This is a genomic window from Streptomyces sp. NPDC036764, from assembly GCF_055609385.1.
Genome location: NZ_JBVJPT010000003.1, coordinates 533,552 through 552,896, shown reverse-complemented (window position 1 = coordinate 552,896; position 19,345 = coordinate 533,552). Strand labels below are relative to the sequence as shown.

Here is a 19,345-nt window from a genome sequence, read left to right as displayed (position 1 = left end):
CGTGCCGGTGAACGAGTGGCGGGCGACGGATCCCGCAGTCCGTGCGAGGATCGGGGGGTCACAGGAAGACAACGGAAGGCAGATCGTGGCTGAGCAGCTTTACGCCACCCTGAAGACCAACAACGGCGACATCGAGGTCCGGCTCCTCCCGAACCACGCGCCGAAAACGGTCAAGAACTTCGTCGAACTCGCCACGGGCGAGCGTGAGTGGACGAACCCCGAAACCGGCGAGAAGTCCACGGCCAAGCTCTACGACGGCACGGTCTTCCACCGGGTCATCAGCGGCTTCATGATCCAGGGCGGTGACCCGCTGGGCAACGGCACCGGCGGTCCCGGTTACCAGTTCCAGGACGAGTTCCACCCGGACCTGTCCTTCGACAAGCCCTACCTGCTGGCCATGGCCAACGCCGGCCCCGGCACCAACGGCTCGCAGTTCTTCATCACCGTCGCCCCCACGACGTGGCTGAACCGCAAGCACACCATCTTCGGCGAGGTCGTCGACGGCGCGAGCCAGAAGGTGATCGACGCCATCGCGACCGCGCAGACGAACCCGCGCACGGACCGTCCCGTGAGCGACGTCGTCATCGAGTCGGTCGTCGTGGAGACGCGCGAGGGCTGAGTCCGACACCTCCCGCAGGGAACCAAACGCCCCGCTCGTCCGTAAGGATGAGCGGGGCGGTGTGCATGCGGACGTACATCGCGTACGACGACCTAGGGGACCTCATGGACCAGCCGGCAGGCAGCCCGCAGGACGCGCACAGCCTGCCCGGTTGCTACCGCCATCCGGACCGCGAGACCGGCATCCGCTGCACCCGCTGCGAGCGGCCCATCTGCCCCGAATGCATGGTCAGCGCCTCGGTCGGCTTCCAGTGCCCCGACTGCGTGCGCGACGGCTCGGGCACCGGTCACGCCCCCGCCGCCGCCCAGCCCCGCACCATCGCGGGCGGCACCATCACCGCGGATCCCCGGCTGCTCACCAAGATCCTCATCGGGATCAACCTCGCGGTCTTCATCGCCGTGCAGACCAGCGAGTCGCTGCTGAACGATCTCGTCCTCATCGGCACCTGGCCGCCCGCCCCCTTCAACCCCACCCAGGGAGTCGCCGAAGGCGAATGGTGGCGTCTGGTGACCTCGATGTTCACGCACGAGGCCATCTGGCACATCGCCTTCAACATGCTCAGTCTGTGGTGGCTCGGCGGCCCCCTCGAAGCCGCCCTCGGCCGGGTCCGCTACCTCACGCTCTACCTCTGCTCGGGGCTCGCCGGCAGCGCCCTCACCTATCTGCTGGCCGGCCCCACCACAGCCACGCTCGGCGCCTCCGGTGCCATCTTCGGCCTCTTCGGCGCCACCGCAGTGCTGATGCGCCGGCTCCAGTACGACATGCGGCCGATCATCGCCCTACTGGTGATCAACCTCATCTTCACCTTCGGCTGGAGCAACATCGCCTGGCAGGCCCACATCGGCGGCCTCGTCGCCGGCGTCGTCATCGGCTACGCCATGGTCCATGCCCCGCGTGAGCGCCGGGCCCTGGTGCAGTACGGCACATGTGCGCTGGTCCTGGCCGTGGTCGTGCTGATGACGGTGCTCAGGACGGTCCAGCTCACCTGAGCCGGGACGTTATCCACGTGAGCGGCCCTGTTGTCCACAGCGTGTGGCGGATCTTGTGCGTACTGTGCGGGAACGGTCACGCCCCCTGTCTTTGACCCGTGTTTCCGCAGGTCAGACAGGGGGCGTACACGTGTTCGGAATGCCTTCGGATGACCGGTGTGGCTGTCATACCGGCGTCAACGCCCGATGGGTTATCCACAGATCGTCGTCTTTTCCCCAGTCAGCTTGTGGAAATTGCTGCAAGGCTGTGGATAACTCAGCGGATAGCCCTGGGCAGAGCTGCGTTCACCGCGAGGTGGCCGACGGTTCGTGCGCTACTTCCACTGGGTGGAGACGCCGAATCCGGCGGCGATGAAGCCGAAGCCCACCACGATGTTCCAGTTGCCGAGCGCCTCGATGGGCAGCGAACCGTCGGTCACATAGAAGACGACGATCCATGCCAGGCCGATGATGAACATGGCCAGCATCACGGGTGCGACCCAGGAGCGGCTGGTCAGCTTGATGGCGGTCGCCTGCTTCGACTGCGGCGGCGTGTAGTCGGCCTTCTTGCGGATACGTGACTTCGGCACGAGGGTCTCTCCTGTCGATGCGCTGCGTGGCCGCGCAGGGAACTGGTCGGGCTCGGGGCAGCGTACAAGGGGACTCTGATGGCTCCCCCGGGCGTCCGTTAGCGTAGTGCTTCCGCGGCGCCGAAGGAGATAAGGGTACGTTGAGCAATTCTGCCGTCTCTCCCCCGACGGGATCCAGCCCCGCCCGTGGCCGTTTCCGGCCGGTGCGGGTGCTCACTGCGGCGGTCTTCGCTCTCGCCGGGCTTATCTTCTTCACCAGTTTCAACACGGCCAAGGGCACCAATATCCGCACGGACGCCTCATTGCTGAAGCTTTCGGACCTGATCCATGAGCGCAGTCGCGAGAACGGCGAGCTCAACGATGCGAATGCGTCCCTGCGTGACGACGTGGAGGCGCTCGCCGAGCGGGACGACGGCAGCACCAAGGCCGAGGACGCCAAGCTGGCGGCGCTGGAGCACAGCGCCGGCACCCAGAAGCTGACGGGCGAGGCCATCTCGGTCACGCTCAACGACGCCCCGCCGGACGCCACGGCCAAGCTTCCGGGATATCCCGAGCCGCAGCCCGACTACCTGGTGATCCACCAGCAGGACCTCCAGGCCGTGGTGAACGCCCTGTGGCAGAGCGGCGCCAAGGGCATCAAGGTCATGGACCAGCGGCTGATCTCCACCAGCGCCGTGCGCTGCGTGGGCAACACCCTGATCCTCCAGGGCCGGGTCTACTCACCGCCGTACAAGATCACGGCGGTCGGTGACCCGGAGAAGATGCAGCAGGCGCTCGCTGCCTCGAAGGCGATCCAGAACTACATGGTCTACGTCAATGTCTACGGCCTCGGCTGGAAAGTCACCGAGGACGGGACGGTGACTCTGCCCGGCTACTCGGGCACAGTGGATCTGCAATACGCCAAGCCCGTGGAGTGACCTTCCCTGGAGCTGCCGGTGCGGGTCGTCGTGAGGACCGTCAGCGAACTGTGCATCACCGTCGGCACCGTGATCGTCCTTTTCGTCGTCTATGTACTCTTCTGGACGGGCGTGAAGGCCGACAGCGTCATGGACGACCAGATCAACCAACTGCAGGAGCAGTGGGCGCAGAGCGCGGTGCGCCCGACGGACACGGCTCCCGGCGGTGCGGCGGTGAGTCCGGGTGCGACCGCGAGCCCGCCGAAGCCGGCGCCGTACGCGTCGGACAAGCCCTTCGCGATCATGTACATCCCGCGGCTTGGTTTCACGTGGAACAAGCCGGTTCTCGAGGGCACCGCCACCAAGACCCTGAAGAAGGGCCTCGGCCACTACGCGAACACCGCCCAGCTCGGCCAGAAGGGCAACTTCTCGGTCGCCGGTCATCGGCGCACGTACGGCGATCCCTTCAAGGACTTCCCCAGGCTGCGGCCCGGTGACGCGGTGGTGCTGACGGACGGAACGACCTGGTTCACGTATCGGATCGACAAAGGCCCCTACAAAACCCTGCCCGCCGACGTTGAGGTGATTGACCCTGTGCCCCGTAAGTCGGGGTACACGCGTGAAGGCCGCTACCTGACGCTGACCACGTGCGATCCCGAGTGGGGGCACAGTCATCGGCTGATCGTGTGGGCCCACCTGGACTCCACCCAGCCTGTGGAGGCCGGGAAACCGGAGGCGTTGCGCCGTTAGTCTGTTGGCTGTACGGCGTGAGTCTGAGTGCCGTGGTGCGACGGAAGGGACGGCATGTACGGCTGGATCTGGCGGCATCTGCCGGGGAATGCGTGGGTGAAGGCGCTGCTCTCGCTCGCGCTGGCCATGGCCGTCGTCTACGTCTTGTTCAACTACGTCTTCCCGTGGGCCGAACCGCTCCTGCCCTTCAACGATGTGACGGTGGACAACCAGTGAGCGCGCGCATTCTGGTCGTGGACAACTACGACAGCTTCGTCTTCAACCTGGTCCAGTACCTCTATCAGCTCGGCGCCGAGTGCGAGGTGCTGCGCAATGACGAGGTGTCGACGACGCACGCCCAGGACGGCTTCGACGGCGTACTGCTGTCGCCGGGCCCCGGAACGCCCGAGGAGGCCGGCGTCTGCGTCGAGATGGTGCGGCACTGCGCCTCGACCGGGGTGCCGGTCTTCGGTGTCTGTCTCGGCATGCAGTCGATGCAGGTGGCGTACGGCGGTGTCGTGGACCGTGCGCCGGAGCTGCTGCACGGCAAGACCTCGCTGGTCGAGCACGAGGGCAAGGGCGTCTTCGCCGGCCTGCCCTCGCCCTTCACGGCGACCCGCTACCACTCCCTGGCAGCCGAACCGGCGACGGTCCCGGCCGACCTCGAGGTCACCGCGCGCACGCACGACGGCATCATCATGGGCCTGCGCCACCGCGAACTCCCGGTCGAGGGCGTCCAGTTCCATCCCGAGTCGGTGCTGACCGAGCACGGGCACCGGATGCTGGCCAACTGGCTGGTGGAGTGCGGTTACGAGGGCGCGGTGGCGAGGTCGGCGGGGCTCGCCCCGGTGGTGGGCAGGGCCACGGCGTGACCGCCCTGCGCCCCGAGCGCGAGTCCGGCGCCGCGTACGGGGAGTCCTTCACGGACTCCTACGGCGACGCCGGCGACCAGGGGACCTCGTACGGGCAGCAGCCGTACGAGGGCTCCGGTGCGCTCGGGGAGTGGTACGGCGGGGAGAGTTACGTCACTCAGGCGCAGGCCGCCGAGGGCCAGGGTGTCGCCGGGTACGGCGGTGAGGGCTACGGGACCGGCGGCTACGGCAGCGAGGGCTACGGCGCTCAGGGCTACGGCGACGAGGTGCCATCCGTGGCCCACGAGCCGTACGCGGAGCCGTACATACCGCCGCCGGACGACGAGACCGTGGCCCTGCGGGTGCCCGACCCGCCGCCCTCCGGTGCGGCCATATCGGCCTCTCCCGCCTCATCCGCCACTTCTGCCTCTTCCACCCCGACGGGCGGCCGTGCGGCCCGCAGAAAGGCCGCCAAGCGGCGTCACGGGCGTCATGGCGGCACCCGCCACACGTCGGAGGCGGCCGAGGCGGACTCGGAGAGCTCCGGCGCCCCCCTCTCCCGCATGGAGGCCCGCCGGCAGGCCCGGGCGCGCAAGCCCAGTCCGGCCACCGTCGCCAGCCGGGCGATCGGTGAGGTGTTCATCACCACCGGCGTGTTGATGCTGCTGTTCGTGAGCTACCAACTGTGGTGGACCAACGTGCGGGCGCACGCGCAGGCGGACAAGGAAGCAAGCAGCCTTCAGAACGACTGGGCCAGCGGCAAACGCAACCCTGGGACCTTCGAGCCGGGGCAGGGCTTCGCCATCCTGCACATTCCGAAGCTGGATGTCGTCGTGCCGATCGCGGAGGGCATCAGCAACAAGAAGGTGCTCGACCGGGGCATGGTCGGCCACTACGGCGAGGGCAAGCTGAAGACGGCGATGCCGGACGCCAAGACCGGCAACTTCGGCCTCGCCGGGCATCGCAACACGCACGGTGAACCGTTCCGCTACATCAACCGGCTGGCCCAGGGCGACGAGATCGTCGTGGAGACGCAGGACAAGTACTTCGTGTACAAGATGGCGTCGATCCTGCCGGTGACGTCGCCGAGCAATGTGAGTGTGCTGGAGCCGGTTCCGCCGGGGTCGGGTTTCACCGGTCCGGGCCGCTACATCACACTCACCACGTGCACGCCGGAGTTCACCAGCAAGTACCGGTTGATCGTCTGGGGCAAGATGGTCGAGGAACGGCCGCGCAGCAAGGGCAAGCCGGATGCGCTCGTCAGTTAAGGGCAGATGAAACGTGGCAGCGACCACCGAGGGCACGGAAGACCACACGGCCGCGCCCTCCTCACGACGTCCCCCGGTTCGCCGTCGGCGCATGGGCCGGATCGCGACGGCCGTCAGCGTCTTCGGCGAACTCCTCATCACGGCGGGCCTGGTGCTGGGCCTGTTCGTCGTCTACTCCCTGTGGTGGACGAACGTCATCGCCGACCGGGCGGCGGACAAGCAGGCCGACAAGGTCCGTGACATCTGGGCCCACCAGGACGAGGGCTCCGGCCGTCCCGCCGAGTTCGACGCCAAGAACGGCATCGGCTTCCTGCACGTCCCCGCGATGACCAAGAGCGAGATCCTGGTCGAGAAGGGCACGACGTCGAAGATCCTCAACGACGGCGTCGCCGGCTACTACACGGACCCCGTCAAGGCGACCCTGCCGATGTCGGACAAGAAGGGCAACTTCTCCCTCGCGGCGCACCGGGACGGCCACGGCGCGAAGTTCCACAACATCCACAAGCTCGAGAAGGGCGACCCGATCGTCTTCGAGACGAAGGACAAGTGGTACGTCTACAAGGTCTACGCCGTCCTCCCCGAGACCTCGAAGTACAACGTCCAGGTCCTCGGCGGCATCCCGAAGGAATCGGGCAGGACGAAGGCCGGCCACTACATCACCCTGACGACCTGCACACCGATCTACACGAGCCGCTACCGCTACGTGGTGTGGGGCGAGCTGGAGCGCGTGGACAAGGTGGACGAGGACCGGACGCTGCCGGAGGAACTGCGCTGACCGAGCGCACGCACCCGTGAACGAATGAGCCCCGGTGCCCTGAGCAGGGCACCGGGGCTCAGTCATGAGCTTCGGGGTCAGTCCTCCGTGCGGGCCGAGGTTCCGGTCACGCCTCCGAAGATCTGGCCGCCGTTGTCGCCGCCGCCGTTGTTGCCGCCCTGGCCGAAGGCGACCAGATTGACCGCGGTGCCCTGGGCGACCTGGGTGTTCGGCTGCGGGTCCTGGCTGATGACCACGGCGTTGTCGTCCTGGGATCCGCTGATCTGACCCACGGACAGGCCCGCCTGCTCCAGGGTCTTCTTGGCGTCCTTGAGCGAGAGCTGGGTCACGGTCGGAACCGGGACCTGCTGCTGCTGGGCCTGCTTGCCGATCTGGATGGTCACCGTGGAGTTCTTGTCGGCCTCGCTGCCCGCCGACGGCGAGGTCGAGATGACCTTGCCCACCTGGTTCGGGTCCTGGGTGTCCACCTCGGAGCAGGTGCCGACCAGGTTGTTGGCCGTCATCTGCGCCTTCGCCTCGTCACAGGTCTTGCCGAGGACGTCCGGAACGGTGGACTTCTCCTCCTCCTTGGCGATGGTGAGGGTGATGGTCGTGCCCTTCTCGACCTCGTCGCCGCGCCGCGGATCCTGGTCGAGGACGGTGCCCGGTTCGTCGGAGGAGACCTCGCGCGTCTCCGTCTTGACCTCGAAGTCGTAGTCGTCGCCCTCGAGCTTCGACTTGGCGTCCTCCAGGCTCAGGCCGATCACGCTCGGCACCGTCACCTTCGGCGCACCGGTCGACACCACGATGTCGACCGCGGTGCCCTTGTCGACCTTGCTCTTGGCCGTGGGGGTCTGCGAGCAGATCTTGCCCTTGCTCTGGTCCGCGCACTCCTTCGGCGTGACCTCGCCGACCTTGAGATCGACGTTGCTCAGCAGGTCCCGCGCGCTGCTCTCCGTCTCGCCGACGAGGCTCGGCACAGCCACCTGGCTGTTGCTCGCCGTGTCGCCGTCGAACACCCACTTGCCGATCAGGATCGCGCCGACGAGGACCAGGATGGCCGCCACGGCCAGCAGGATCGTCGAGGTGTTCGACTTCTTCTGGCGGCGCCGGTCCGGGCGGTCGTCGTAGCCGTAGCCGCCGTCGTCCGGGTTCATCGGCGGAAGCATCGACGTGGCGCCGGCGTCCGCGGAGCGCAGGGCCGTGGTCGGCTGGTCGTCCGGGTAGCCGCCGTAGCCCACCGAACCCATGGCCGCGGTGGCGGCGACGGGCTGGCCGTCGAGGCAGGCCTCGATGTCGGCACGCATCTCGTCGGCCGACTGGTAGCGGTAGTTGGGGTCCTTCGTCAGGGCCTTCAACACGATCGCGTCCATCTCGGGCGTGATCTCGGGGTCGAAGACCGACGGGGCCTGGGCCTCTTCCCGTACGTGCTGGTACGCGACGGCCACCGGGGAGTCGCCCACGAACGGGGGCCGCACCGTCAGGAGCTCGTACAGCAGACAGCCGGTGGAGTAGAGGTCCGACCGCGCGTCGACCTGCTCGCCCTTCGCCTGCTCCGGCGAGAGGTACTGGGCGGTGCCGATCACGGCCGCGGTCTGCGTCATCGTCATGCCGGAGTCGCCCATGGCGCGGGCGATGCCGAAGTCCATCACCTTGACCTGGCCGTTGCGCGTCAGCATGACGTTCGCGGGCTTGATGTCACGGTGGACGATGCCGCTGCGGTGGGCGTACTCCAGACCCTGGAGGATGCCGATCGTCATCTCCATGGCGCGCTCCGGCAGCAGCTTGCGGCCGGAGTGAAGCAGCTCACGGAGCGTCGAGCCGTCCACGTACTCCATGACGATGTACGGGATCGACACGTTGTCGATGTAGTCCTCGCCCGTGTCGTAGACCGCCACGATCGCGGGATGGTTGAGCGAGGCGGCCGACTGGGCCTCCCGGCGGAAGCGGGCCTGGAAGGACGGGTCGCGCGCGAGGTCCGCGCGCAGCGTCTTCACCGCCACGGTGCGGCCGAGCCGGGTGTCATGGGCGAGGTAGACCTCCGCCATGCCACCGCGGCCGAGCACCTGGCCCAGCTCGTACCGGCCGCCGAGGCGACGCGGCTCTTCCATAAGCTACCTACCAGCCCTCTCCGTCGGTCCCGACCTCACCCTTGTGGGTGGGGCGGTGTGCCGTCCGGGCATACCGTACCCGGCTCATCTTGTGTGACCTGGCCAAGCCCGTAACCCGATACAGGACCGGTATCGCAACGTGCACCGATGTGAAGGGGACGTGAGCAGGTTCACTTCTTGCTGTTGATGACCGCCTCCATGACGCTCTTGGCGATGGGCGCGGCGAGGCCGCCACCGGAGATGTCGTCGCGGACCGCGTCCTCGTCCTCCACCACGACGGCCACGGCGACCGGCGCGCTGCCGTCGCCGAGCCTGGCGTAGGAGATGAACCACGCGTAGGGGTTCTCGCTGTTGTCCACACCGTGCTGGGCGGTACCGGTCTTGCCGCCCACCTTCGCGCCGCTGATCTGAGCCTTCTTGCCCGTGCCGTCCTGGACGACCGTCTCCATCATCGACTGGAGCTTCTGCGCGTTCTCCGCCGACAGCGGCTTGCTCATCTCCTCCGGGTCGGTCTTCTCGATGGCGTCGAGGTTGTTGGTCTGGAGCTCGTCGACCATGTACGGCTTCATCAGCGTGCCGTTGTTGGCGACGGCCGAGGCGACCATGGCCATCTGGAGCGGCGTCGCGGCGGTGTTGAACTGGCCGATGGAGGACAGCGCCGTCTGCGAGGGGTTCATGTCGTCGGAGAAGACCGAGGCACTGGTACGGGTCGGGGTGAACTGCTCCTCGGTGAACCCGAACTTCTTGGCCTCCTCGAGCATCTTGTCGTTGCCGAGGTCGGAGCCGATCTTGCCGAAGACGGTGTTGCAGGAGAACTGGAGGGCAACGCGCAGGGTCGCGTTCTTGCAGGGGATGGTGCCCTCGTTCGGCAGCTTGGTGGTGGTGCCTTCCATGACCCACGGGTCCGGCGAGTTCGTCTTCGCGTCCGGGTCCGTGTACAGCCCGTTCTCCAGCGCCGCGGCCGCGGTGACGACCTTGAAGGTCGAGCCGGGCGGGTAGACCTCACGCAGCGCCCGGTTGAGCATCGGGTCGTCGGCGTTGTTCTTCTTCTGGAGCTTCGTCCACGCCTTGGAGTCGGTCGTGGTGGAGTTGCCGGCGAAGGACGAGGGGTCGTACGACGGGAAGGACGCCAGCGCCAGGATCTTGCCGGTGGACGGCTCTATGGCCGCGACCGCGCCCTTTCCGCCCCGGCTCTTCAGGCCGTCGTACGCGGCCTTCTGCGCGGCGGCGTTGAGGGTGGTGACGACGTTGCCGCCCTCCCTCTCCTTGCCGGTGAGCATGTCGAGGGTGTTGCGGAAGAACAGCCGGTCGTCGTTGCCGGTGAGGATGCCGTCCTCGATGGACTCGAGCTGGTTGGCGCCGAAGGCCTGCGAGGCGTAGCCGGTGACGGGCGCCCACATGGGGCCGTTCGCGTAGGTGCGCTTGAACTTGAAGTCGCTGCCGGAGGTCTCCTGCGAGCCGGTGATCGCCTTGCCGTCGACGATGATGTTGCCGCGGGGCGTGCCGTAGCGCTCGATGACGACCCGGCGGTTGGCCTTGTCCGTCCTGAGCTCGTCCGCCTGGACGTACTGGATCCAGTTGTCGCGGATGAGCAGTGCCAGAACGAGCAGTCCGCAGAAAATCGCGATCCGGCGTAGGGGCTTGTTCACGGACGGACCACCTGGGTCATCTCGGCGTCGGGGTTGGGCGCGGGGGCGGGCGCGGGTCGGCGTGCGGTGTCGCTGATGCGGAGCAGGATGCCGATCAGGGCCCAGTTGGCGATGACGGAGGAACCGCCGTACGCCACGAAGGGCAGCGTCATACCGGTCAGCGGGATGAGGCCCATGACACCGCCGGCCACGACGAAGACCTGGAGGGCGAAGGCGCCGGACAGGCCGACGGCCAGCAGCTTGCCGAACGGGTCGCGGGCCGCGAGGGCCGTGCGCACACCGCGCTCGACGATCAGCCCGTAGAGCAGCAGGATCGCCATGACGCCTGCCAGGCCCAGCTCCTCGCCGAAGGTGGCGAGGATGAAGTCGGAGTTGGCGGCGAAGCCGATGAGGTCGGAGTTGCCCTGGCCGAGGCCGGTGCCGAGGGTGCCGCCGGAGCCGAAGGCCCACAGGGCCTGCATGGCCTGCTCGGAGTGGATGATGCCGTCCTGGACACCGGCGCGGGAGAGCTCGAACTCGTGCATCGGGTCGAGCCAGGCCTGCACACGCGTCTGGATGTGTGGCTCGAAGCTCGCCACACCGACGGCGCCGACCGCGGACATCAGCAGACCGAAGACGATCCAGCTCGTCCGCTCGGTGGCGACGTACAGCATGATGACGAACATCCCGAAGAACAGCAGGGATGTACCGAGGTCGGTCTCGAAGACCAGGATGAGGATCGAGATCGCCCAGACGACGAGGATCGGACCGAGGTCGCGGCCGCGCGGCAGGTACAAGCCCATGAAGCGGCGGCTGGCCAGGGCCAGGGCGTCTCGCTTGACCATGAGGTAGCCGGCGAAGAAGACCGCGAGGATGATCTTCGCGAACTCGCCGGGCTGGAGCGTGCCGAGGCCGGGGATCTTGATCCAGATCTTGGCGCCGTAGACGTCCGCGCCGAGCCCGGGTACGAGCGGCAGCAGGAGCAGGAACAGCGCGGCAGCCATGGAGATGTAGGTGTAGCGCTGAAGGACGCGGTGGTCCTTGAGGAAGATCAGCACCGCCACCAGCAGGGCGACGCCCATCGCGGAGTACAGCAACTGGCGCGGAGCCGCCTCGACGTACGCGCTGGACTGCTGGAGTCGCTTCGACTGGTCCAGCCGCCAGATCACGACCAGGCCGAGGCCGTTGAGCAAGGTGGCCAGCGGCAGCATCAGGGGGTCGGCGTACGGCGCGAACTTGCGTACGGCGAGATGGCCGATGCCGGCCAGGAGGCCGAGCCCGAGTCCGTAGCCCAGCAGGCCGGCCGGCACCTCGTCGTTCATCGCCAGGCCCACGTTGGCATAGGCGAAGACCGGGATGACGACCGCGAACGCAAGCAACACCAGCTCGGTGTTACGCCTGCTCGGCGCGCCGATCGCGCCGATCGTGGAAGTGTGATGCGTCGGCGAGTTCGTAGTACTGCTCATGGTGTGACGGGGCCTCTCGCGGCTTGCCTACTGCGTACCGCAGTTCGAAACGACCTTCTGCTCTTCCTCCGAGAGTGTGGGGCCGGGGCTTGGCGTCGCAGTCGGTGTCGGGGAGGTGGAGGGGGGCGCGGACGGGGGCTTGCTCGACGCCGACGGATTCGGCGTGGATGTCGCCTTGGACGTAAGAGAGGTACGGATGGTTCCCGTGGTACCTCCGGCCTCGCCCTCACCGGTCTTCGCGTTCTGCTCGCTCTGGGCGGCCTGCTGCTCGGCACGCTTCTTGCACGCGGTGGCCTGGAGCTGGAGCTCGTCGATCTTCGCCTGGGCGTCCTTCAGACCGCCCTCGGCGATCGTGGCCTCGACCAGCTTCTGCTGGTAGGGCGGCAGGTACTTGAGTTCGATCTCGGGGTGGTCCTTCTCCACCTTCGAGAGCGAGACCCAGGCCAGGTCCTGGCTGATCCCGCGGTACAGGGCGACGTGTTTGTCGTTCGTGCCGACGTAGTACTGCGTCTGCGTCCAGCGCCAGCCGCCGTACAGCCCGCCGCCGATGACGGCGAGCGCGAGGGCCGAGTAGAAGGATCTCTTCAGCCACTTGCGGCCCTTGCGGGGCTTGACGAAGTCGTCGTCGGTGTAGTCGCCGAAGCCGCCCGCCGGGGCGTAGCCGGTGGTGTCGCCCGAGCCGGGCGGGCCGAACTCGCCGCCCCCGCCACCCTGTCCGGGCACCTGGCGGCCGAGCCCGGAGGCGCGGCCGGCCGGGGTCTGCATGATGCCGTTGTCGTGCAGGTGGTGCTGCTGGTTCTCGGCGACCGCGCCGACCACGACCGGGGTGTCGGAGAGCTGCCCGGCGAGGGTGTCGCCGGTGTCCAGGTCGAGGACGTCCGCGACGATCACCGTGATGTTGTCCGGGCCGCCGCCGCGCAGTGCGAGCTGGATGAGCTCCTGGACGGTCTCCTGCGGGCCCTGGTAGCTGGCGAGGGTGTCCTCGAGGGTCTGGTGGGACACGACGCCGGACAGGCCGTCGGAGCAGATCAAGTACCGGTCGCCGGCGCGGACTTCACGGATCGACAGGTCGGGCTCGACATGGTCGCCACTGCCCAGCGCGCGCATCAGCAGCGAGCGCTGCGGATGCGTGGTCGCTTCCTCCTCGGTGATGCGGCCCTCGTCGACGAGCCGCTGCACCCAGGTGTGGTCCTGCGTGATCTGCGTGAGGACGCCGTCGCGCAGCAGGTAGGCGCGCGAGTCGCCGACGTGCACGAGGCCGAGGCGCTGCCCGGTCCACAGCAGGGCGGTGAGCGTCGTGCCCATGCCCTCGAGCTGCGGGTCCTCCTCGACCATCGAGCGCAGTTGGTCGTTGGCGCGCTGTACGGCCGTACCGAGCGAGGTGAGGATGTCCGAGCCGGGGACGTCGTCGTCGAGGGCGACGATGGTGGAGATCGCCTCGGAGGAGGCGACCTCGCCCGCGGCCGCTCCGCCCATGCCGTCGGCGATGGCGAGCAGGCGGGGTCCGGCGTATCCGGAGTCCTCGTTGCCCTCCCGGATCATGCCTTTGTGCGATCCGGCGGCGAAGCGCAGTGACAGACTCATGCGCACCTCGCCCGTCGGCTCCGGGTACATCCGCACGGTGCCCACCCTCCGGTCGGGAGCGCGCCGGGGCCCGTGGTGTGGGCCACCGCTGCGTGCTCGCTCCGCTCGCTCATTGTCGTACTACTTCCGCAGCTCGATGACGGTCTTGCCGATGCGGATCGGCGCGCCCAGCGGAATCGGTGTCGGGGTCGTGAGCCGCGTTCGGTCGAGGTACGTGCCGTTGGTGGAGCCCAGGTCCTCGACGATCCACTGGCCGTCGCGGTCCGGGTAGATCCTGGCATGCCGGCTGGAGGCGTAGTCGTCGTCCAGCACGATCGTGCTGTCGTGCGCCCGGCCCAGGGTGATGGTCTGGCCCTGGAGCGCGACGGTGGTGCCGGTGAGGGTGCCCTCGGACACCACCAGCTTCGAGGGAGCGTTACGCCGCTGCCGGCCGCCGCCCTGCTGGCCGCGTTGCTGCGGAGGCGCGGCCGCCTGCCGGGCGGCCTGCTGCTGCCGTCCGGCCTCTCGCCTGGACCCGCGCTGGGTGACACGCGTACCGAACAGGTCGCTGCGGATGACCTGCACGGCCACGATCACGAACAGCCACAGTACGGCCAGGAAACCCAGCCGCATGACCGTGAGGGTCAGCTCTGACATTGCCCCCGCTTCACCCTTCGGCTTGCCGGTAAATGATGGTGGTGCTGCCCACGACGATCCGCGAGCCGTCGCGGAGCGTAGCGCGGGTGGTGTGCTGCCCGTCCACCACGATGCCGTTGGTGGACCCGAGATCCTGGATCGTCGAGGGCGTTCCGGTCCGGATCTCGCAGTGCCGGCGGGAGACGCCGGGGTCGTCGATCCGCACGTCGGCGTCGGTGCTGCGACCCAGCACGAGCGTGGCGCGGGAGATCTGATGGCGGGTGCCGTTGATCTCGATCCAGTAGCGGGTGCGACCGCCTGCCGCGGGTGCGGCGGGGGGACGCTGGCCGCCCGCGGGCTGCGGGTAGCCATAGCCGCCGGGGCGTCCGCCGGGCGGCGGCGACGGCGGCATGGGCGGGGCGCCCGCGGGCGCGGCGGGCTGCGGGTAGCCGTAGCCGCCCTGGGCACCGCCGGGCCGCCCGGCCGGGGCGGCGGGTGCGGGGGCCTGCGGGCCCTGCTGATCGGTGGAGCCGGCGAGCGTACGGCTGCGCACGCGGTACAGGCCGGTGTCGAGATCGTCGGCCTTCTCCAGGTGGACCTTGATCGGGCCCATGAAGGTGTAGCGCTGCTGCTTGGCGTAGTCGCGGACCATGCCGGCGAGCTCGTCGCCGAGCTGGCCGGAGTAGGGGCTCAGCCGCTCGAAGTCCGGCGTGCTCAGCTCCACGATGAAGTCATTGGGTACGACGGTCCGGTCGCGGTTCCAGATCGTCGCGTTGTTGTCGCACTCGCGCTGGAGCGCGCCGGCGATCTCCACGGGCTGGACCTCGGACTTGAACACCTTGGCGAAGGTGCCGTTGACCAGACCTTCGAGACGCTGCTCGAACTTCTTCAGGACTCCCATGGGGCACCTCCTCCGTAGCCTGCTTCGTCCTGTATCCCGCCGGGCGGGCACTGCCTTACCTGGTACTGCTTACTGATCGTATCCACGCGCCGGTAAATCGGCTGGTTCCCCCTGTCGGCACTGTCGACGGGTGTCGACGCCCTCGAAGTTCCCTTCGGAGCTCCCCTTCGAACTCCTCGAGGACACAGTCTTGCCATGGATCGTAGAGGCGGCCGCAAACCAGTGTCCCGCACCTGACTGTGGACCCCGACCGGCTCCTGGGGAGATGCCCAGGACCGGTACGAGGTTGATACGTGAACAGGTACTCCTTGATACGGAGCGCAGAGCGCGCTGGTTCGGTCACTGTGCGGGGCCCGTCGCCGACTGCGCTGGTGGGCGCCCGCACGGGCCTGAGCGGGCGCCCGCCTGCGGATAAGGGATGTGAACCCACCCTGGGCGGCGTGCTAATGTTCTGGGTGTCGGAAGGCGCCGGACCGCAAGAGAAGGCCCTGAGGACACACCCAATGCGCGGGTGGCGGAATAGGCAGACGCGCTGGATTCAGGTTCCAGTGCCCGCAAGGGCGTGGGGGTTCAACTCCCCCCTCGCGCACTCTCGAAGAGGCGGCATCGTAGACACGATGCCGCCTCTTCTGTTGTGTTCGCCACGGTGTGCTGTCCACCACGCTCGCGGCAGCCTCTTGGGCGCCGTGACCTGTGATGAAGCTCTCAGGTCACGGCACGGTCAGGGTGTTGGGTCGGGCGCCGGGTCGGCGTCGGCTCAACCCGCGGCGATGACCGTGGCGAGCGTGACGGCGGCGGGCAGGGCCTGGACGAAGAGGATGCGGCGATTGGCGGTGGCCGCGCCGTAGACGCCGGCGACGACGATGCAGGACAGGAAGAAGATCTGGACCTGGCGACCGGTCGGGTCGTCGGCGATCAGACCCCAGACCAGGCCCGCGGCCAGGAAGCCGTTGTAGAGGCCCTGGTTGGCGGCCAGGGGCGCGGTGGCGCGGGCCAGCTCGGCATCGAAGCCGGAGAGGCTGCGCCCCGGGCCGCGCTGCCACAGGAACATCTCCAGCACCAGGATGTAGGCGTGCAGCAACGCCATGAGGGCGACGAGGACGACAGAGATCGCATGCATGCGGTGATTGTGCCGGGGGCTTGATGGGCGGGTGGTTGCGGGGCGGGGTGCTTGAGAGCTGAGGGGGGCTTGAGGGGTGGGGAGTGCGGCCTGCGGGGTGTGGGGTGCGGGCCGCGGAGCCCCGAGCGCGTGGAGCCCCGGGTGTGCCGGGGCGTGCTGTTCTGGCTCGGCGGTGCAGTGACCGATCGTCACGCGTGCGTGGAGCCCCCTCGGGTGTTGCGGGGCTCCACGCGTGCGTGCGGCTGTCGGGCGGGCGGCCGGTGTTACGCGGCCAGCTTCTGCGCCAGTTGCTTGGCCTTCGTGACGGCCTCGCCGAGGGCGCGCTCGCGGGAGGCCTCGAAGAGGGGGACCAGCTCGGCCATCTCCGGGTTGACCGGAGCCATCGTGAGCTCGGGGACGATGAAGTCGAGGTCGGTGCCGAGGAAGTCGGAGAGGATCGCCGACAGGTAGTTCTGCACGTACTCGTAGCCCTCGCGCGGGGTGCCCGGACCGTACGCGCCGCCGCGGCTGGCGACGACGGTGACCGGGGTTCCCTTGACCGACTGGGCGCTGCCCGCGGTACGGCCCATCAGGACCACGTGGTCCAAGTAGGCCTTCAGGGTCGACGGAATCGTCAGGTTGTACATCGGGGCGCCGATCAGCACGGCGTCCGCGCTCTCCAGTTCCTCGATCAGCTTCACGCGCTCCGCGAAGGCGGCCGCCTGCTCCGGGGTGTGCGTCGCCGGATCGGAGAAGCCCGCAGTGTGGGAGTGGGCGTCGATGTGCGGCACCGGCTGAGCGGCGAGGTCGCGGTGGATCACCTTGCCCTCCGGGTGCTGTTCCTGCCAGGTGCGGCGGAAGGCGTCGGTGACGGCGCGGGAGGAGGAGGCGTCGGTCGAGAAGACCGACGAGTCGATGTGGAGGAGCGTGGCCATGGGGGTCTCCAGGAAGGACGGGAGCGGGCAGGGGGGAATCCGCGTACGGGGATGTATCTGCCCGCAGGAACTAAAAGTTCGTACTCGACTATGGATAGCACAGTCACTTACTTTTTTTCATCCCCGTATCTCAGGGCAGTACTCTGAAGGGCATGGCGGGTGAGCAGAGCCACGACGTGGCGCAGTGCAAGCGGGTCGACGAGGGGATCAGCCGCGTCTTCCAGTTGCTCGGCAAGCGCTGGACCGGCCCGATCGTGTCCGTCCTGACCTCGGGCCCCGCCTACTTCGTCGCCCTGCGCCGGGCGGTCCCCGGCATCAGCGAGCGCATGCTCTCCGACCGGCTCACCGAACTCGCCGCGGCGGGATTGGTGGTGCGCGAGGTCTACGAGGGTCCGCCGCTGCGGGTGGTCTACCGGCTGACCGAGGCGGGCGCGGCGCTGGAGCCCGCGCTGGCCGAATTGGGCGGGTGGGCGAAGAAGTATCTGGGGGATGGGGAGCGGCCGGGGGGCTGCTGAAGATCGTCGCCCGAGTGGGGCCTGCTGGCTGTGTCCCTGCGGGTGTGGGGCCTGCTGGCTGTGTCCCTGCGGTTGTGGGGCCTGCTAGCCGTGTCCCTGCGGTTGTGGGGCCGCGTCGGCCTTGCGGGACTTGCGGTTGTGGGTGCGGTAGTGGGTTCCCCGTCGGCTTTGCGAGGCCGGCGGTTGTGGGTCCCCGTCGGCCCTGCGATGCCGCTCGGCACCTTCATGCGGGTTTTCCACAGCCGTGGAGTTGTCCACAGGGTCTGACGCGTTCCGGCCACCGGTTGTAACGTCGACACGAGTTGATGTTCGTGCGTGAGCGGGGGAGGCGGTCGGTATGACCGAGGTCGGTGCCGAGGCTGTGGCGGCGGAGGCGGCTGCGGTGGCGTCGGAGCCCGGGGAGCGCGCGGCATCCGCAGCGCGTCGGCTGCCGCGCGTGCGGGGGTTCGCCGAGTGGCCCGGCGGCGGATCGCCGAAGGAGCAGGGCAAGGAACTGCGCAGGCGGGTACCGCGCGCCGAGCACGCGGTGTTCGACCTGGACGCCTCCCGCCCCGACGCCGTGGCCGCCGTCGAGGGGTCCAACCTCGGCCGGCTCGCCGAGCTCATCCCGATAAGGGTGGGCAGGATGGCGGCGACGCCGTTCGCGTTCCTGCGCGGCTCGGCGGGGCTCATGGCCTACGACCTGGCCCGCACTCCCATGACCCGAATCCGCGCGCAGATCTGCGGCGACGCGCACGCGGCGAATTTCGGTCTGTACGCCGACGCACGCGGCGGCCTGGTCATAGATCTGAACGACTTCGACGAGACGCTGCACGGCCCCTGGGAGTGGGATCTCAAGCGGCTCGCCACCTCGCTCGTGCTCGCGGGCCGGGAGGCGGGCGCGGACGAGGACAAGTGCCGCAAGGCCGCGCACGACACCGTCGGCTCCTACCGGCGCACCATGCGGCTGCTGGCCAAGCTCCCGGTGCTGGACGCGTGGAACGCGATCGCGGACGAGGAACTGGTCTCCCACACCGACGCCCATGACCTGCTCGGCACGCTGGAGCGGGTCGCGGAGAAGGCACGGGCCAACACCAGCGGGCGCTTCGCCGCGAAGTCGACGGTGCCGACCGAGGACGGCGGCCGCACATTCGTCGACGCTCCGCCGGTGCTGCGCCGGGTGGCGGACGAGGAGGCGGCAGCGGTGGCGGCGGCGCTGGAGAGCTACGTCACGACGCTGTCCGAGGACCGCCACCCGCTCCTCTCCCGGCACGCGGTGCACGACGTGGCCTTCCGCGTGGTGGGCACCGGCAGCGTGGGCACCCGCTCGTACGTGGTCCTGCTGCTGGACCACCGGGGCGAGCCGCTGGTCCTCCAGGTGAAGGAGGCCCGTCCCTCGGCCCTGGTCCCGCATCTGGTGACGGCCGGCTTCGAGGTGCCGGAGACGGGCCACGAGGGGCAGCGCGTGGTCCTCGGCCAGAAGCGGATGCAGGTCGTCAGCGACATCCTCCTGGGCTGGACGACGGTCGACGGACTCCCCTTCCAGGTGCGCCAGTTCCGCAACCGCAAGGGCAGCGTCGACCCGGCCGCGCTGGCCGCCGACCAGATCGACGACTACGCCCGTATGACCGGCGCCCTTCTGGCCCGCGCCCACTCGCACAGCGCCGACCCCCGTCTGATCTCTGGCTACTGCGGAAAGAACGAGGAACTGGACGAGTCGATCGCCAAGTTCGCCGTCACCTACGCCGACCGCACAGAGGCGGACCACGCCGAACTCCTGGCTGCTGTGCGGGGCGGCCGGATCGTGGCGGAGATGGGCGTGTGACGGACGCCTTCC

At 68.6% G+C, this 19,345-nt stretch carries 19 protein-coding genes and 1 tRNA gene; 11 read left to right on the top strand and 9 right to left on the bottom strand.

The features are described 5' to 3' along the window. Positions 1-85 precede the first annotated feature (85 nt). Both ACZ69Q_RS17500 and ACZ69Q_RS17495 read left to right on the top strand, forming a co-directional pair. Positions 86-619: a peptidylprolyl isomerase gene (locus tag ACZ69Q_RS17500; RefSeq protein ID WP_471042294.1), complete on the top strand. Its 534-nt coding sequence runs from the start codon at positions 86-88 to the stop codon at positions 617-619. A gap of 104 nt (positions 620-723) precedes the next feature. Further along, on the top strand, positions 724-1,608 hold the full coding sequence (locus ACZ69Q_RS17495) for a rhomboid family intramembrane serine protease (RefSeq protein WP_471042655.1): 885 nt from the start codon (positions 724-726) through the stop codon (positions 1,606-1,608). A gap of 314 nt (positions 1,609-1,922) precedes the next feature. Here ACZ69Q_RS17495 and crgA read toward each other — a convergent pair whose 3' ends face one another. After that, positions 1,923-2,177 carry a cell division protein CrgA gene (crgA, locus tag ACZ69Q_RS17490; protein ID WP_471042292.1) on the bottom strand — a complete coding sequence of 85 codons (255 nt, stop codon included), beginning with the start codon at positions 2,175-2,177 and terminating at the stop codon, positions 1,923-1,925. Between the two features lie 140 nt (positions 2,178-2,317). Here crgA and ACZ69Q_RS17485 point away from each other — a divergent pair, with 140 nt between their 5' ends. From ACZ69Q_RS17485 to ACZ69Q_RS17460, 6 genes are read left to right on the top strand one after another with little or no spacing between them, the layout of a single operon-like run. Then, a complete protein-coding gene (locus ACZ69Q_RS17485; RefSeq protein WP_471042291.1) occupies positions 2,318-3,094 on the top strand; it encodes a DUF881 domain-containing protein in 777 nt (258 codons plus the stop codon). An 18-nt stretch (positions 3,095-3,112) separates the two neighbouring features. Continuing rightward, the gene (locus ACZ69Q_RS17480; RefSeq protein WP_471042289.1) at positions 3,113-3,823 is read left to right on the top strand and encodes a class E sortase; all 711 of its coding nucleotides are present in this window, start codon (positions 3,113-3,115) and stop codon (positions 3,821-3,823) included. Positions 3,824-3,877: 54 nt separating this feature from the next. After that, a complete protein-coding gene (locus ACZ69Q_RS17475; RefSeq protein ID WP_030945481.1) occupies positions 3,878-4,039 on the top strand; it encodes a hypothetical protein in 162 nt (53 codons plus the stop codon). Beyond that, positions 4,036-4,674: an aminodeoxychorismate/anthranilate synthase component II gene (locus ACZ69Q_RS17470; RefSeq protein ID WP_126903522.1), complete on the top strand. Its 639-nt coding sequence runs from the start codon at positions 4,036-4,038 to the stop codon at positions 4,672-4,674. Before ACZ69Q_RS17475 ends, ACZ69Q_RS17470 begins: the two co-directional genes overlap by 4 nt. Then, positions 4,671-5,921 (top strand): class E sortase, encoded by a 1,251-nt coding sequence (locus ACZ69Q_RS17465; RefSeq protein ID WP_471042287.1) that lies wholly within the window; start codon positions 4,671-4,673, stop codon positions 5,919-5,921. The genes ACZ69Q_RS17470 and ACZ69Q_RS17465 overlap by 4 nt, the downstream gene beginning before the upstream one ends. A 13-nt stretch (positions 5,922-5,934) precedes the next feature. Beyond that, positions 5,935-6,696, top strand: coding sequence for a class E sortase (locus ACZ69Q_RS17460; protein ID WP_471042285.1), 762 nt, complete (start codon positions 5,935-5,937; stop codon positions 6,694-6,696). Between the two features lie 77 nt (positions 6,697-6,773). On the opposite strand, the gene pknB is transcribed toward ACZ69Q_RS17460, so the two are convergent. From pknB to ACZ69Q_RS17430, 6 genes are all read right to left on the bottom strand, one after another. After that, positions 6,774-8,786 carry a Stk1 family PASTA domain-containing Ser/Thr kinase gene (gene pknB, locus ACZ69Q_RS17455; RefSeq protein ID WP_471042283.1) on the bottom strand — a complete coding sequence of 671 codons (2,013 nt, stop codon included), beginning with the start codon at positions 8,784-8,786 and terminating at the stop codon, positions 6,774-6,776. Between the two features lie 170 nt (positions 8,787-8,956). Then, complete coding sequence (locus tag ACZ69Q_RS17450) at positions 8,957-10,435, bottom strand: peptidoglycan D,D-transpeptidase FtsI family protein (protein ID WP_471042281.1); 1,479 nt, start codon at positions 10,433-10,435, stop codon at positions 8,957-8,959. Further along, positions 10,432-11,880 carry an FtsW/RodA/SpoVE family cell cycle protein gene (locus ACZ69Q_RS17445; protein WP_471042280.1) on the bottom strand — a complete coding sequence of 483 codons (1,449 nt, stop codon included), beginning with the start codon at positions 11,878-11,880 and terminating at the stop codon, positions 10,432-10,434. Before ACZ69Q_RS17445 ends, ACZ69Q_RS17450 begins: the two co-directional genes overlap by 4 nt. Positions 11,881-11,907: 27 nt before the next feature. Then, on the bottom strand, positions 11,908-13,494 hold the full coding sequence (locus ACZ69Q_RS17440; protein WP_471042652.1) for a Stp1/IreP family PP2C-type Ser/Thr phosphatase: 1,587 nt from the start codon (positions 13,492-13,494) through the stop codon (positions 11,908-11,910). Between the two features lie 90 nt (positions 13,495-13,584). Continuing rightward, positions 13,585-14,100, bottom strand: a complete 516-nt coding sequence (locus ACZ69Q_RS17435) for an FHA domain-containing protein FhaB/FipA (RefSeq protein WP_190070995.1) — start codon at positions 14,098-14,100, stop codon at positions 13,585-13,587. Positions 14,101-14,110: 10 nt separating this feature from the next. Then, positions 14,111-14,980, bottom strand: coding sequence for an FhaA domain-containing protein (locus ACZ69Q_RS17430; protein ID WP_471042278.1), 870 nt, complete (start codon positions 14,978-14,980; stop codon positions 14,111-14,113). Positions 14,981-15,485: 505 nt separating this feature from the next. Here ACZ69Q_RS17430 and ACZ69Q_RS17425 point away from each other — a divergent pair. Further along, a tRNA-Leu gene (locus ACZ69Q_RS17425) sits at positions 15,486-15,569 on the top strand. A gap of 168 nt (positions 15,570-15,737) precedes the next feature. Here ACZ69Q_RS17425 and ACZ69Q_RS17420 read toward each other — a convergent pair. Further along, complete coding sequence (locus tag ACZ69Q_RS17420; protein WP_471042277.1) at positions 15,738-16,100, bottom strand: DUF1304 domain-containing protein; 363 nt, start codon at positions 16,098-16,100, stop codon at positions 15,738-15,740. Positions 16,101-16,363: 263 nt separating this feature from the next. Then, positions 16,364-17,014, bottom strand: coding sequence for an FMN-dependent NADH-azoreductase (locus ACZ69Q_RS17415; protein ID WP_471042275.1), 651 nt, complete (start codon positions 17,012-17,014; stop codon positions 16,364-16,366). Between the two features lie 152 nt (positions 17,015-17,166). Here ACZ69Q_RS17415 and ACZ69Q_RS17410 point away from each other — a divergent pair, with 152 nt between their 5' ends. Then, a complete protein-coding gene (locus ACZ69Q_RS17410; protein ID WP_471042273.1) occupies positions 17,167-17,529 on the top strand; it encodes a winged helix-turn-helix transcriptional regulator in 363 nt (120 codons plus the stop codon). A 337-nt stretch (positions 17,530-17,866) separates the two neighbouring features. After that, entirely contained in the window at positions 17,867-19,333 is a 1,467-nt protein-coding gene (locus tag ACZ69Q_RS17405) for a DUF2252 domain-containing protein (RefSeq protein WP_471042272.1), read from the top strand. The last annotated feature ends 12 nt before the right edge of the window (positions 19,334-19,345 follow it).

What these genes read in the sequence shown, in the direction of transcription:
- ACZ69Q_RS17475 (WP_030945481.1), top strand. Translation starts at nt 3,878, where the DNA reads ATGTACGGCTGGATCTGGCGGCATCTGCCGGGGAATGCGTGGGTGAAG.
- ACZ69Q_RS17445 (WP_471042280.1), bottom strand. Translation starts at nt 11,880, where the DNA reads ATGAGCAGTACTACGAACTCGCCGACGCATCACACTTCCACGATCGGC.
- pknB (WP_471042283.1), bottom strand. Translation starts at nt 8,786, where the DNA reads ATGGAAGAGCCGCGTCGCCTCGGCGGCCGGTACGAGCTGGGCCAGGTG.
- ACZ69Q_RS17415 (WP_471042275.1), bottom strand. Translation starts at nt 17,014, where the DNA reads ATGGCCACGCTCCTCCACATCGACTCGTCGGTCTTCTCGACCGACGCC.
- ACZ69Q_RS17430 (WP_471042278.1), bottom strand. Translation starts at nt 14,980, where the DNA reads ATGGGAGTCCTGAAGAAGTTCGAGCAGCGTCTCGAAGGTCTGGTCAAC.
- ACZ69Q_RS17410 (WP_471042273.1), top strand. Translation starts at nt 17,167, where the DNA reads ATGGCGGGTGAGCAGAGCCACGACGTGGCGCAGTGCAAGCGGGTCGAC.
- ACZ69Q_RS17435 (WP_190070995.1), bottom strand. Translation starts at nt 14,100, where the DNA reads ATGTCAGAGCTGACCCTCACGGTCATGCGGCTGGGTTTCCTGGCCGTA.
- ACZ69Q_RS17405 (WP_471042272.1), top strand. Translation starts at nt 17,867, where the DNA reads ATGACCGAGGTCGGTGCCGAGGCTGTGGCGGCGGAGGCGGCTGCGGTG.
- ACZ69Q_RS17440 (WP_471042652.1), bottom strand. Translation starts at nt 13,494, where the DNA reads ATGTACCCGGAGCCGACGGGCGAGGTGCGCATGAGTCTGTCACTGCGC.
- ACZ69Q_RS17420 (WP_471042277.1), bottom strand. Translation starts at nt 16,100, where the DNA reads ATGCATGCGATCTCTGTCGTCCTCGTCGCCCTCATGGCGTTGCTGCAC.
- ACZ69Q_RS17495 (WP_471042655.1), top strand. Translation starts at nt 724, where the DNA reads ATGGACCAGCCGGCAGGCAGCCCGCAGGACGCGCACAGCCTGCCCGGT.